This is a genomic window from Sulfurimonas xiamenensis, assembly GCF_009258045.1.
Lineage (GTDB): Bacteria > Campylobacterota > Campylobacteria > Campylobacterales > Sulfurimonadaceae > Sulfurimonas > Sulfurimonas xiamenensis.
In genome coordinates this window covers 138,102-151,400 of the sequence record NZ_CP041166.1, presented here as the reverse complement: position 1 = coordinate 151,400, position 13,299 = coordinate 138,102, and the positions used below count along the sequence as shown (strand labels likewise).

The window sequence follows — 13,299 nt, the reverse complement described above, 5'->3', positions numbered from 1 at the left end:
ATTGGCTGATTTTACGCATCTTTTACGCCCGCAATTTTTCGATGATATAGTCGGTCAGGAGCACTTAAGCGCTAAAAATGCGCCTTTAAGAGTACTGTGTGAAAAAAATGTTCTTGGACACAGCTTCTTTTTTGGACCTGCAGGATGCGGAAAAACCTCTATTGCAAGAATTATTGCCAAAAAAATGGAGCTTCCATTCTATGAATTTAATGCAACAAGCATAAAAATCGAGCAGTTAAGAAAGATTTTCGAGCAGTATAAAAACACGCTGCAAAAACCTCTTCTTTTTATAGACGAAGTGCACCGCTTAGCCAAAAATCAGCAGGAAGTTCTGCTTCCGGTTATGGAGAATAACTCTGTTTTGATTATCGGTGCTTCTACAGAAAATCCATTCTTTTCGCTTACCTCTGCAATCCGCTCCCGTTCAATGCTCTTTGAACTCTACCATATAACCAACAAAGCACTTGAGGAACTGCTGCAAAAAGCAATCTCAGGCGCTTCTCTACTATGCGACGAAGATGCGGCGGAGTACTTGGTAAAAAGCAGCGGCGGCGATGCAAGAGCGATGTTAAAACTTCTGGAATTTGCTTCAAATATAGACTCGCATATAACACTGGGTATCTTAAAATCTCTCCGACCAAATGCGCTGAGTGCCGGAAGCAGTGAAGCTGGTGTGCACTATGACCTCGCAAGTGCGATGATTAAGTCGATAAGAGGTTCAGACATGAATGCCGCCATCTACTATCTGGCTCGCTTAATTGAAGGGGGAGAGAGTGCCGATTTTATTGCAAGACGCCTTGTAATACTTGCAAGCGAAGATATAGGAAATGCAAATCCCCAAGCACTCACTCTTGCTACTTCTGCCATGACAAGCGTCTCAAAGATAGGCTATCCCGAAGCAAGAATAATATTGGCGCAATGCGTTATCTATCTGGCATCTTCACCAAAATCAAACTCCGCTTATTTGGCGATAAATGAAGCGCTAAATGCTGTAAAAAACGGGGTGATTTTGGATATTCCAAAAAATATAACTCAGCAAAATGAGGGGTATCTCTATCCTCATGACTTTGGCGGATATGTAAAACAAAAATATCTCTCTCGAGCACTTAATTTTGTTAAATTAAAAGATATAGGTTATGAGAAAAAGATTAAAGAGTGGTTACGCAATATTTCTGATTTTGATAAAATTGATAAAGAGGAAGAATGAAGTGTAACAAAAGTTACACTTTCAAACTTATTTGTTTAATGCTGACTTTGCTGACTCTACAACTGCACTAAATGCTGCTGCGTCATTCATAGCCATATCAGCAAGAATTTTACGATCAAGCTCGATGCCAGATTTTTTGATACCATTCATAAATGATGAATAATTCATACCGTTAAGACGACATGCTGCATTGATACGGATAATCCATAGTTTACGGAAATCACGCTTTTTCTGCTTGCGGTCACGGAATGAATACATCATTGAGCGCTCTAACTGCTCTTTTGCTTTACGGAAGTGTTTACGACGACCGCTATAAAAACCTTTTGCAAGTTTTAATATTTTTTTGTGTCTTCTTCTACGAACAACACCTGTTTTTACTCTTGGCATTTTAATTCCTTTTTTTCTTTACCCAGACACTATCTTGTGTTCAAGGTGCCACATCTTAGGTGGTCTTGCCCAGATTATAATTCTGGAGATTTAATAATCAACCGTTATTAGTTAATCATAGCCTTAATATTTTTCTCATCTACTTTAGCAACAACTTTTGGCGAGTTTTGCTTACGGCGAGTATCAGCATCTTGTTTTGTTAAGATATGGCTGCGAAACGCTGTTCCACGCTTGATTGTGCCATTTTTCTTAACTTTAAAACGCTTTACTGCGCCTTTAACCGATTTCATCTTTGGCATCGATAACTCCTTTGTAAAATTCTCTTGCAGCACGAAATGTACTTTGAGAGCGAAATTATACCCAAATATTTTTAAATTTTGTTATGATACTGTTATGAATTCTATAAAACATATCACAAACGCTTTAAACGATTTAGACAAAGAGGTTGAAGCCATACTTGCCGACATGAGTCTGCCTATGAATGAGAAAGACAATCGTATGCTGCCGCTGCTGCAACAAAAAAGAGTTTTAAAACAGACTCTCGAAGATTTAAACTATTTAAAAAACAATCCGCCAAAATTGAATCAGGCATGCGGAATTTCCAAATACAGAGACGATAAATAGTTTTAAATATTACAAAGCGAAATAAAGTTAAGTTTGGGGAGTCTGCTTGAAGTACTTCCCCCCAGATACCTGCGGCACATAATGAATCAAGGTGTGCTGCTGTATTCCTACCCTGACACAGTATCTCAAAACACTATTGCACAGGTCTAAAGAGAAGCAACGGAATTATATCTAAAAAAATTAAAATAGCAAAATTTTGATACAATATTGCATGTTGTATATTGTAACCGCGCTAAAACCTGAAGCACAGGCATTTGTCGATAAATACCGTTTAAGCAAAACAAAGTGTGATAATTTCACACTTTTTAGCGGTGAAAATTTAAAGGTTATTGTAAGTGGAATCGGTATTGAAAATACAAAAAATGCTGTAAGAACACTTATAGAAAAATTTGCCCCTGCGAATAATGACACTTTTATAAATATCGGGATCTGCGGTGCGGACAAACGCTATAAAATAGGCGAACTTTTAGAGATAGGCTCCATTGTATATAAAGAGAAAAAGTATATGTTTGATGAAAATATCTCGCATACTATTACATGCAAAGAGATAGAAGTAAGTGAAAATATCTGCGATATAGCGGATATGGAGTCATTTGGCTTTTATACGGCTACAAAAGAGATAAAAAATCGTTATATCTACAAAGTGGTAAGTGATCATTTTGAGCCAAACAGAGTTACAAAAGAGGGTACAAAAAAATTGATTTTTGACATAATCGATAAAATCATTAAAGAGGAGAAAGCTTGAAAAAAGTTGTTGTAACGGGAGCAAGCAGCGGCATCGGAAAAGAGATAACACAAAGATTGCTGCATCTGGGATACAGAGTCATCGGGATAAGCAGAAATATAAAAAAAGAGGATTTTAAAAATGAATATTTCACTCCTCTTCAAGCAGATTTATCAAATGAGGCTGCAACAATTCAAATTTGCGAAAAACTCTCAAAAGAGAATATATCCATACTGGTAAACTGTGCTGGATTTGGGAGGTTTGAACCACATGAAGAGTTAAACCCCACAACCATTACGGATATGGTTTTTCTAAATCTTACCGCGCCTATGCTCCTTACAAATGCCCTGCTTCGTGATTTGAAAAAAAACAGCGGCTATCTTATAAACATCAACTCCATAGAAGCACTTCGCTCTTCAAAATTTGCAGCGCTCTACAGTGCCACAAAAAGCGGGCTAAAAGCATTTGGGGATGCTCTTTTTGAGGAGACGAGAAAAAGCGCTCTAAGTGTTACAAATATAAATCCGGATATGACTCAAAGTAACTTTTACAGTGAGCTTAGATTTGAGACCAGCACTCAAGAGAATGAGAGACTGCTCACTCTGGATATAGCTGATGCGCTTGAGCATATACTTACTATGAGAAAAGGCGCGGTTGTAAGCGAATACACCATTAGAAGCCTTAATTTTGGGATTTCAAAAAAGAAATTATAAATAGATATTTAACTTTTTTGCTTAAGAGTTTCTCTGCTCTTTGAGTTTATTTCCACTATTTATACTTTTTTTGCTAAACTTCCAAACTTAAAATACACAATACTATATATAATGTATAGCGCATAGGAAAACTATTGAACTTAATTATTGTCGAATCACCAGCTAAAGCTAAAACCATAAAAAACTTTTTAGGCAAAGATTATGAGGTTATTGCATCTAAGGGTCATATACGAGATCTTCCAAAGTCTCGTTTTGGGATTACCGTAGATGAAGAGAACAATCTTATACCGGCTTACAGTGTTGCAAAAGAGAATATGCCTACCGTAAAACAGATAAAAGATTTAGCCAAAAAAAGTGATACGATATATATCGCAACCGATGAGGACCGCGAGGGAGAAGCTATTGGATGGCATATAGCGCATGCTATAAAAAAGGACCCCGAAGAACTTCCTAGAATAGTATTTCATGAGATAACAAAAACTGCAATCAACAATGCGCTTCAAAATGCAAGAAAAATTGATATGAATATGGTAAATGCACAGCAGGCGCGCCGTCTGCTTGACCGTGTGGTCGGTTACAAACTCTCTCCTCTTTTAAGTTCCAAAATCCAAAAAGGTCTCTCGGCAGGTCGTGTTCAATCCTCAGCACTTAAGATTGTGGTTGACCGCGAAAGAGAGATTAAAGCTTTTGTTCCTCAAGAGTACTGGACAATTGATACTCTGTTTAAAAAAGATATAGAAGCAAATCTTATATCACACAATGAAGAAAAGCTCTCAAAACTATCAATAACAAACAAAGAGAGAGCAGATGCTATCGTAAAAAGTGTAAAGAATGACTCTTTTGTAATCTCTAAAATAGAAACAAAAGAGAGAAAAAGTTCGACTCCTCCGCCATTTATGACCTCAACTCTTCAACAAGTTGCTTCAAGCAAACTCGGATTTACTCCGAAAAAAACAATGATGGTCGCTCAAGCTCTTTATGAAGGTGTTAAAACTCCAGATGGAACTTCAGGTGTTATTACCTATATGAGAACCGATTCACTTAACCTGGCATCTGAAGCAGTGAGTGCGGTTCGTGATGTAATTAAAAGCAGATTTGGAGAAAAGTATCTGCCAAAAACTCCAAAGGTTTACACTAAAAAAGCAAAAGGCGCACAAGAGGCTCACGAAGCCATTCGCCCTACTATGCTCGAGTTTACCCCCGAAGCTGCACAGAGCTTTTTAAAGCCCGATGAGATTAAACTCTACCGTCTGATTTATGAAAGATTTATGGCATGTCAAATGAATGATGCTGTTTTTGAACAGCAGAGCATTATCTTTAGCGGCAAAGAGAATGAGTACAGAGCAAGCGGAAGAAAACTTATCTTTGATGGTTTTTATGCACTTTTAGGAACAGAGGACAAGGATAAGCTTTTACCGGCTCTCAAAGAGGGAGACGCTGCACAGCTGCAAAGCATTAAGCCTGAGCAGCACTTTACAGAGCCTCCTGCTCGCTACTCGGAAGCTGCGCTTATCAAAAAACTAGAGAGCGAAGGAATCGGACGCCCATCAACTTATGCGCCTACTATTGCAACTCTTAGCAACAGAACCTATGTAACTATCGAAAAAAAGCAGATTATCCCCACAGAGATGGCTTTTACCGTAACAGATATTTTGGAAAAAAACTTTGCAGATATAGTAGATGTCTCTTTTACGGCAGACATGGAAGAGGAGCTTGATAAAGTAGCAGAGGGAGAAAATGATTGGCAAAAGCTTTTAAGCGACTTCTACTTTCCTTTTATCGAAAAAGTAAAAGAGGGCAAAGATAAGATAGTCTCGCTAAAAGTTGCCAAACCTCTCGGAAGAGCTTGTCCTAAATGCGGAGAGGAGCTGCTGCTTCGCTCTGGAAGATTTGGAGAGTTTATCGCATGCAGCGGCTTTCCAAAGTGTAAATATACCGAACAGGTTGAAAGCGAAAAAGAGGATAAAGAGAAAAAAGAGTCAGAATCAAGCAATGAAATATGTGATAAATGCGGCAAAGAGATGGTTGTAAAAAGCGGAAGAAACGGTCCGTTTTTAGCATGCAGCGGTTATCCTGAATGTAAAAACACAAAAAGCATAAGCGTTGAAGAAAAAGTAAGCGAAACTCCATGTCCGGAGTGCGGCGGCAAACTAAGCCTTAAGAACTCTAGACGCGGCCCTTTTTGGGGATGTGAAAACTACCCTGATTGTAAATTTATCTCTAAATTTGAACCGACAACCATAAAATGCAAAGAAGATGGATGTGACGGCGCTTTGGCAAAAAGAGTTTACAGAGGCAAAGAAGTTTACGAGTGTATCAAGTGTAAAAAAAGAACACCGGCAGAAGAGATAGAGTAAGCAGAATCATGAAAATAGGCATTATATCTGATACCCACACTAAAATTAAAAAAGCTCAGCGGGCAATTGATACTTTAGTAAAAGAGGGTGCAGAATTTATAGTTCATGCCGGTGATATAGTTGAAGTTGAAACTCTTGAACTTCTTCATAACAGCGGTCTTAAATATATAGCTGTTTACGGAAATAATGATGCACATTTGGTAAGCTTTCACAATAGATTTAATCTGGTTCAAGAGCCGTACTACTTTAAAGTTGCAGATACAAAGTTTAAACTTATGCATATCCCTTTTTATATGTCGCCCGATGCGGATGTTGTTATATTTGGCCACACGCATAAAGCCGCTTTTGAGTTTACAAACAATACGCTCTTTTTAAACCCCGGAGAGGTTTGTGCTAGAAACAAACCTCTTTCTGAGTGGGCAATGCTGGAGATAAAAGAGAGTGAATTTATAGTAACGAGATATACAAAAGAGAAGAAAAAAGAGATAAAAAAAGAGAATTTTAAGTATATAAGAGAGAGCAATGAGTAAAAAAATATTTTTATGTTCCATTTGCAATATAAACAGCGGTACATGCAATGAGGATTGCAAATTTTGTTCTCAAAGCGTTCGCTATAAAGCAGATATAGAACGCTATAAACAAAAAAACATGGAGCTGATTTTACAAGAGGCAAAAGCCGCATATGCAAATGGGGCATTGGGTTTTTGTCTTGTTACCTCAGAAAAAGGACTAAGCAGTAAAACTCTTGAGTTTGTCTGTTCCATCGCTAAAATTTTAACAAAAGAGCTTCCGCAGCTCAGACTTATCGCATGTAATGGAACAGCAACTCTAGAACAGCTGTTAATTCTTAAAGAAGCGGGCATAAAAGCCTATAATCATAATCTGGAGACTTCAAAAGAGTTCTATCCTCAAATCTGTACAACACACTCCTGGGATGAGAGATATGAGACTTGCCAAAATATAAACAAAGCCGGTTTAGTTCTTATAAGCGGTGGTATTTTCGGTCTGGGCGAGAGCCATAAAGATAGAATCTCAATGCTAAAAGCGTTAAAATCACTGAATCCGGCATCGGTTCCTGTAAACTTCTACCATCATAATGAAGCTTTAGAATTAAACCCAAATCCGCTTACGACAGATGAAGCATTAAAACTTATACAGCTAACAAGAGATATGATTGTGGATGCAGACAGGATTATGGTTGCAGGCGGTCGTGAGCTGATGTTTAAAGATAGACAGAGTGAAATTTTTTCTTATGGAGCAAACTCTATTGTTGTAGGAAACTACCTCACTACAAGCGGAAGAGCCGTTAATAAAGATTTGGAGATGCTGCACTCCTTAAACCTTGAAGTTGCAAAATCCGTAAAATAGACAAAGTGCCCTGCAAAGGGATAAATAAAATAAAAGGAGAATTTGTATGAGCGAAAATGTAATACTTATAATAACAATTTCACTTATAATTATTTTTTCTCCATTTTTTGCAAAACTTTTAAAGCTCCCGGTTACTCCTATTGAGATTATTTTTGGAGCTGTTTTTGGTTATGTTGGATTTTTGCATGAAGAGCATCTTTTTGATGTCGTAGCAGAGTTTGGATTTTTATATCTGATATTTATTGCCGGAACAGAGATAAATCTAAAAAGCATGTTAAAAACACCTAGAGAGCTGATGAATAAAATCATTCTCTATCTTGTTATTTTATACGCTTTTTCCATTGCGCTCTCTCTCTACCTGGATCTTGGAAAAGTATTTATGGTTTTAATGCCTCTTATCTCTGTAGGGCTTATCGCAACACTCTCAAAAGAGTATGGAAGAACTCCATGGCTTAAACTCTCAATGACCGCCGGAGCAGTAGGTGAGGTTGTAAGTATAGGATTTCTTACACTTACATCTGCCGCACTTCATTCAGGAATTGGGTTTGGGCTGATAAAAACACTTTTTGCTTTAGCACTCTTTTTATTTTTTATGTTTTTGCTCTTTCGTGCCATGGAGCTTCTTTTTTGGTGGTTTCCGGAAGTCTCAACTTCGCTTATGCCGCATAACGACAACAAAGAACAAGATATAAGACTCTCTATGGGAATATTCTTTCTACTTGTCGGGGCGATGCTCTATCTGGATCTAGAACTCGCTTTTGGAGTCTTTATAGCCGGAATGTTTATCCCTACATTTTTTGAACATAAACATGAACTTCCCGAAAAACTCGCCTCTTTTGGTTTTGGCTTTTTAATACCTATATTTTTTATTCACATAGGCAGCTCTTTTAATTTAGAGATGCTCTTTATGGACGGACTTATAGCAAAAGCGCTCTTTATAACACTTGCTATGACAATCATGAGAGTTATAGCTTCTCTTGTGTTTATAAAAGATTTAAAGCTCACAGACTCTATACTTATGGGACTATCCCACTCTATGCCGCTTACACTTCTTATCGCTATGGCGACACTGGCTTTTAATGCAAAAAGTATAGATGAGCTTCACTACTATGCACTTATTTTAGCTTCACTTTTCCAAGTAATAATTATAATGGTTATTATCAAGTTGATAAATAACTATAAAATTAAAAATACAGCTAAAGAGAGTAAAACTATTGATTTATCATGATACTGACAATTTCAAATGGTGATCTGTTATTATATTTTGCAATAGCATCAATAGACTCTTTTTTATCCAGTGAAACTCCACTCTCTTGAAGTTTTAATAGAGCTACTTTTTCATCATTAATTGCAGAAAACAAGTATTAATAATATTTTACTAATAAGATATATTTATTTATGGTTAATATATATTGTCCTACAATTGCACAAAAACCTTTTTGAAGCTGCATATAAAATTCAATAGGAAGTTTTTTTGCTCTTACAAAAAGAGAGCAAGATATTTTTGAAAATTCTCTTATAAAAATTTTAAAAAATATATAAAAGGATGAGAAAATGAAGTTGTTTAAAAATATTATAGCCTTTGCAATGTTGGCTCAATTGGCTTATGCGCAGACACCTTTTGATCTTGGAGGTATAAAAAGCTACTATCCGGTAGTAGAGATAAGTACTAATCGTGTTGATACCAAATATAAAAATATATTACTAGATATGATAAAAGAGACATCAAAAGAGATTGGCATAAATACGGAGAACTTCTCATCTAGATCTTTGGCTTTTTTAGTAAGCTATATAAGCGTAGACGATATGCTTGCTTTAAAACTGGAGCTGCTTCTTGGAGAGACTATGATGAGGCTTGATACCAAAGATAAGGTTTTTGTCATATCATATATGAGCGGGCGCATTTTTGTTCCAGAAGATGAAGATGATCTTATCGACAATGCCCAAAGCATGCTTGAGAATTTTGCAAACCAATACAAGGAAGATAACTTATGAAAACAGTGTTAACACTTTTGCTTATATTTTTTACAGCGTCTGCACAGGAGTATAAAGAGTTTGCCAAAGAGATGGGTTATGAAACAAAATATGAGACTGCTCTGGCAAAAGCAAAAAAAGAGAAGAAAGACCTTATGGTTTTAATGGTTACAAACTACTGTCCATGGTGTTCTAAATTTGAAAAAAAGACGCTCTCAGACAAAAAAATAGATGAAAGCATCAAAGCAAAGTATATTCCCCTTATCATAAATAAAGAGGAGGGAGGATTCCCGTCCTACCTCAATACTCCCATAGTTCCTACCACCTACTTTATAGACACAAAAGAGGAAAAATCTTACTACGAAAGAGTGGGATTTGTAAATAAGATAGAGTTTTTAGAAGTCTTAAAACAGATGGAGTAAGCCCTTAAAACTCAACGGTTTTGTTGAATATAACAAGCGATCGCATAGCCATGATTTAGCCCAAGAGCTATGCTTCCGCCTGACTCTTGTGTTATATCCCCCGCCACAAAAAGACCTTTGATATTTGTCTCATAATTATCATCATGCACCGGTTTGCCATCTTGCTCTTTTATACCCGAATTTGCTAAAAATGCGCTTGGAGTTGTTCCGCCTATTGCGTAAATCACTCTATCAAATATTTGCGGTTCAAGATCATTAAAAATCACTTTTACTTTTCCATTTTCATCTTCTAGATGGTCAATATCCACTCCAAGCATCGCCTCTATCTCTTTATGCAGTATTGCATTTGTTATATCGCTTTGATTTGTTGGATTTGCCCGTCTGAAAGTCTCTCTTCTATAACAAATAGTAACCTTATTTTCAGCACTTAAATCAACCGCGTACTCAATAGCGCTGTCTCCTCCGCCGACAACTAAAATATTTTCACCTTCCCCACAGCCATCAAGTGTAAATCCCACTCTGTTTTTAATTGCCGGAGGTATCTTGTATTGAGGTTTGTTCGGTCTGCCCATTCTGCCGATAGTAACAACCACATATTTGGCAGTTATGCTTTTTCCAGGCATAAAAATTTCAAAATAGCCATCCATCTTTTTTATATTTTGCACTTCTACATGTGTTTGAAGCTCCACAGAATGGTATGCCAAAATCTCATCAAAAAAATCAAGAGTTGTCTCTTTTGTTCCATCCACAAAATAGATTCTGCCATCAAGCTCAATCTTTTGTCCCTTCCAGTCTTTATCTACTCTTTTGTTGTCTTTATAATATTTTCGTATCGTAGAGTTGTGATTTTCATCTTTTTCAAGTAAAACTATATCTCTAATTCCTTGCAAATACCCCTCTACAGCTGTAGCAATTCCGGCTGGACCGGCACCAATAATTGCAAGATTGTACATATGGCTCATAATGAATCCTTTTTTCTGATTGAAGCTATTTTATCACAATTAAAAAATAATATAAATATCTTTTATACTATAATTCCAAAATTAAATCTCTTTTTTTGGAAAATCTCATTATGAACTTTTTTAATTATGCCTCGTATCGATAACAAAACATTTTACTCGACTGCAATAGAGAAATACGGCATCACGGCGAAAGGGGTAAACTGGCACTCAAAAGAGTCTCAAAAACTGCGATTTGATATTCTCTTGGAGATGCTCCCGAGTGATCTAAGCTCTTATAGTATCGCCGATGCCGGATGTGGATTTGGCGATTTGTACCTCTATATGTTAAAGAAAAAAAGAGCTCCAAAAAAGTATATCGGCATAGACTCTTTGGTAGATATGTACTCCATAGCAAGCGAGAGAACCGGATGTGAGATACTTATTGCAGATATTTGCACTCCAAAGGCATTTTCTCCTTATGGTCATGACGCAGACGCGCTTCCGCCTGCCGATTTTTACACATGCAGCGGTGCTATGAATGTTTTAGAGGAGTTTGAAACACCTCTTTTTGTGCGCAACTGCTTTAGCGCATGCAGAGTCGCTTTTATATTTAATGTGCTTCATGGAGAGAAAAAAAGCGAAACATACAACTACCTCACAACAAAGCAAATAGAACAGATGGCAAGAGATTTGGGCGTTAAAAAAATTATTCTCAGGGATGACTATATGCAAGACGATATAACCGTCGCTTTTTTTAAAGAGAGTATCTAGTGTGTGCCGTCTTTGGAATTTTAGGAGAGTACAACGAATATATGGCAAAAAAAGCTCTTGCTTTGCTTGCTCACAGAGGTCCTGATTTTTGCGGAATTGTACAAAAAAAAGATCTCTTTTTTGCACACCAAAGACTAAGTATTATAGATATGCACTCCCGCTCAAACCAGCCGCTCTTTCACGAAAAAACTCTACTCTCTTTTAATGGAGAGATATACAACTTCAAAGAGCTAAAAGATGAATTAAAAGATGAGTTTAATTTTAAAACGCAAAGCGACGGCGAAGTTATCATTGCAGCCTATTTAAAGTGGGGAGTCGATTTTGTAAATCATCTGCGCGGCATGTTTGCAATCGCTCTTTTAGATAACGAAACGCTCTACCTTTTTCGCGACAGACTCGGCAAAAAGCCGCTCTTTTACCTGCATAACAAAGCTTTTATATTTGCTTCTGAGATAAAAGCACTTATACCTTTTTTGCAAAAAGTTGAGATGGATGAGGATGCGCTTTTAAGTTATCTCTCATTTTTGGCACCGACTCCGCCCTTTACTTTCTTTAAAGATATAAAAAAATTGGCTGCCGGCGAGTATCTGACTTTTAAAAACAATCATATTGAAGTGAAGCGCTATTTTGACCTGCTTGATTCCACACCAAACCTTATTACAGATAAAGATGAAGCAGTTTATATACTAGAAAATCTGCTTGATGAATCTATAAAAATCAGACTAAATGCAGATGTGCCGACAGCTTCACTGCTCTCAGGAGGGATAGACAGCGCAACATTAAATGCTTATGCACTTAAAAATGGAATAAATCTGCAAACATATACTCTGGGATACAAAGAGTATGCAAAATATGATGAGAGGAAGAACGCCAAAGAGAGCGCAAAACTTCTCGGGGTAGAAAACAAAGAGATTTCAATCTCACAAAATGATTTTTTAGATGCAAGCGACAGAGTATTGCAAACGCTAGATGAACCTCTAAATGACCCTGCAGCTGTTCCTCTTTATCTGCTCTTTGAAAATATTAAGAAAGATGGCATCAAAGTAGTTTTAAGCGGGGAAGGGAGCGATGAGCTTTTTCTAGGATATAGACAATACTTTGAGTTTTTAGATATCCAAAGCTTTTCAAAACTTAAAAACAAAAACTGGCTTAAGAGATATTTTCACTCAAATTTTTCTATAAACAGAGAGTGGGAATACTATAAACGCATCTTTGACGATACCCTGCTCTTTCGCACATCCGGCGAAAATTTTACCGACCTTCAAAAAAATCTTTTGTTAAAAAGAAACATTAAAGACAATCACTCTCTGCACTATTTAAAAAGTTATAGAGAGAGATTTGAAAACTCTTTACATACTGACGAGAGCATATGGTACAGCTATATAGATCTAAACCTTTTTCAAGCAGAGCATTTTTTAACAAAACTCGACCGTGTAAGTATGGCACACTCTATTGAGTCGCGCACCCCTTTTTTGGACCATAAACTGGCATCTGCCATCTTTAGCATTGATCCAAAGCTGCGCTATAAAGATGGAGTCACAAAATCACTGCTCAAATCAATCGTAGCACCGCATATAAGTGAAAAAATAATTTTACGAAGAAAAAAAGGTTTTTCAAACCCTTATATGGAGTATCTTGTACAGAGCAAAAGAATCTCTCTCATAAAAGAGGTAAACCAGAAGAGTGCTCTGTTTAAAAAAGAGGCGTTGGATGCATATATACAAAAAACTTCATCAGGAGGCTTTAAGCAGCATATATGGGGGCTTTATGTGCTGAGCGTATGGCTAAAAAGACAGTTCTTTTAGCCAGCT

General features: G+C 36.9%; 16 protein-coding genes and 1 other RNA gene. 12 read left to right on the top strand and 5 right to left on the bottom strand.

What is annotated here, in order from left to right; all coding sequences use genetic code 11:
• Position 1: 1 nt before the first annotated feature.
• On the top strand, positions 2-1,207 hold the full coding sequence (locus FJR47_RS00790) for a replication-associated recombination protein A (protein WP_152298600.1): 1,206 nt from the start codon (positions 2-4) through the stop codon (positions 1,205-1,207).
• Between the two features lie 27 nt (positions 1,208-1,234).
• Here FJR47_RS00790 and rplT read toward each other — a convergent pair whose 3' ends face one another.
• Positions 1,235-1,594 carry a 50S ribosomal protein L20 gene (rplT, locus tag FJR47_RS00785; RefSeq protein ID WP_152298599.1) on the bottom strand — a complete coding sequence of 120 codons (360 nt, stop codon included), beginning with the start codon at positions 1,592-1,594 and terminating at the stop codon, positions 1,235-1,237.
• Positions 1,595-1,701: 107 nt separating this feature from the next.
• Entirely contained in the window at positions 1,702-1,893 is a 192-nt protein-coding gene (gene rpmI / locus FJR47_RS00780) for a 50S ribosomal protein L35 (RefSeq protein WP_152298598.1), read from the bottom strand.
• Positions 1,894-1,987: 94 nt separating this feature from the next.
• On the opposite strand from rpmI, the gene FJR47_RS00775 reads away from it, so the two are divergent.
• Entirely contained in the window at positions 1,988-2,218 is a 231-nt protein-coding gene (locus FJR47_RS00775) for a hypothetical protein (protein ID WP_152298597.1), read from the top strand.
• Between the two features lie 55 nt (positions 2,219-2,273).
• On the opposite strand, the gene ffs is transcribed toward FJR47_RS00775, so the two are convergent.
• Positions 2,274-2,371, bottom strand: an RNA gene (gene ffs, locus FJR47_RS00770) — signal recognition particle sRNA small type.
• A gap of 58 nt (positions 2,372-2,429) precedes the next feature.
• Here ffs and FJR47_RS00765 point away from each other — a divergent pair.
• The 6 genes from FJR47_RS00765 to FJR47_RS00740 all read left to right on the top strand — a co-directional run bounded on the left by FJR47_RS00765 (position 2,430) and on the right by FJR47_RS00740 (position 8,608).
• Complete coding sequence (locus FJR47_RS00765; RefSeq protein WP_152298596.1) at positions 2,430-2,963, top strand: nucleoside phosphorylase-I family protein; 534 nt, start codon at positions 2,430-2,432, stop codon at positions 2,961-2,963.
• A complete protein-coding gene (locus FJR47_RS00760; RefSeq protein ID WP_152298595.1) occupies positions 2,960-3,655 on the top strand; it encodes an SDR family oxidoreductase in 696 nt (231 codons plus the stop codon). The genes FJR47_RS00765 and FJR47_RS00760 overlap by 4 nt, the downstream gene beginning before the upstream one ends.
• 134 nt (positions 3,656-3,789) lie before the next feature.
• The gene (topA, locus tag FJR47_RS00755; protein WP_152298594.1) at positions 3,790-6,012 is read left to right on the top strand and encodes a type I DNA topoisomerase; all 2,223 of its coding nucleotides are present in this window, start codon (positions 3,790-3,792) and stop codon (positions 6,010-6,012) included.
• 8 nt (positions 6,013-6,020) lie between these two features.
• On the top strand, positions 6,021-6,542 hold the full coding sequence (locus FJR47_RS00750) for a metallophosphoesterase family protein (protein WP_152298593.1): 522 nt from the start codon (positions 6,021-6,023) through the stop codon (positions 6,540-6,542).
• The gene (locus FJR47_RS00745) at positions 6,535-7,380 is read left to right on the top strand and encodes a biotin synthase (RefSeq protein ID WP_152298592.1); all 846 of its coding nucleotides are present in this window, start codon (positions 6,535-6,537) and stop codon (positions 7,378-7,380) included. The genes FJR47_RS00750 and FJR47_RS00745 overlap by 8 nt, the downstream gene beginning before the upstream one ends.
• A 46-nt stretch (positions 7,381-7,426) precedes the next feature.
• The gene (locus tag FJR47_RS00740; RefSeq protein WP_152298591.1) at positions 7,427-8,608 is read left to right on the top strand and encodes a cation:proton antiporter; all 1,182 of its coding nucleotides are present in this window, start codon (positions 7,427-7,429) and stop codon (positions 8,606-8,608) included.
• On the opposite strand, the gene FJR47_RS09685 is transcribed toward FJR47_RS00740, so the two are convergent.
• On the bottom strand, positions 8,592-8,741 hold the full coding sequence (locus FJR47_RS09685) for a hypothetical protein (RefSeq protein ID WP_188093728.1): 150 nt from the start codon (positions 8,739-8,741) through the stop codon (positions 8,592-8,594). The two genes, FJR47_RS00740 and FJR47_RS09685, sit on opposite strands and share 17 nt — an antisense overlap.
• A gap of 193 nt (positions 8,742-8,934) precedes the next feature.
• On the opposite strand from FJR47_RS09685, the gene FJR47_RS00735 reads away from it, so the two are divergent.
• A complete protein-coding gene (locus tag FJR47_RS00735; RefSeq protein WP_152298590.1) occupies positions 8,935-9,375 on the top strand; it encodes a hypothetical protein in 441 nt (146 codons plus the stop codon).
• The gene (locus FJR47_RS00730) at positions 9,372-9,776 is read left to right on the top strand and encodes a thioredoxin fold domain-containing protein (protein WP_152298589.1); all 405 of its coding nucleotides are present in this window, start codon (positions 9,372-9,374) and stop codon (positions 9,774-9,776) included. Before FJR47_RS00735 ends, FJR47_RS00730 begins: the two co-directional genes overlap by 4 nt.
• A gap of 11 nt (positions 9,777-9,787) precedes the next feature.
• On the opposite strand, the gene FJR47_RS00725 is transcribed toward FJR47_RS00730, so the two are convergent.
• Complete coding sequence (locus FJR47_RS00725) at positions 9,788-10,738, bottom strand: NAD(P)-binding domain-containing protein (protein ID WP_152298588.1); 951 nt, start codon at positions 10,736-10,738, stop codon at positions 9,788-9,790.
• 126 nt (positions 10,739-10,864) lie between these two features.
• On the opposite strand from FJR47_RS00725, the gene FJR47_RS00720 reads away from it, so the two are divergent.
• Together FJR47_RS00720 and asnB are read left to right on the top strand one after the other, a co-directional pair.
• Entirely contained in the window at positions 10,865-11,488 is a 624-nt protein-coding gene (locus FJR47_RS00720) for a class I SAM-dependent methyltransferase (RefSeq protein ID WP_152298587.1), read from the top strand.
• A 41-nt stretch (positions 11,489-11,529) separates the two neighbouring features.
• Complete coding sequence (gene asnB, locus FJR47_RS00715) at positions 11,530-13,293, top strand: asparagine synthase (glutamine-hydrolyzing) (protein WP_241855408.1); 1,764 nt, start codon at positions 11,530-11,532, stop codon at positions 13,291-13,293.
• The last annotated feature ends 6 nt before the right edge of the window (positions 13,294-13,299 follow it).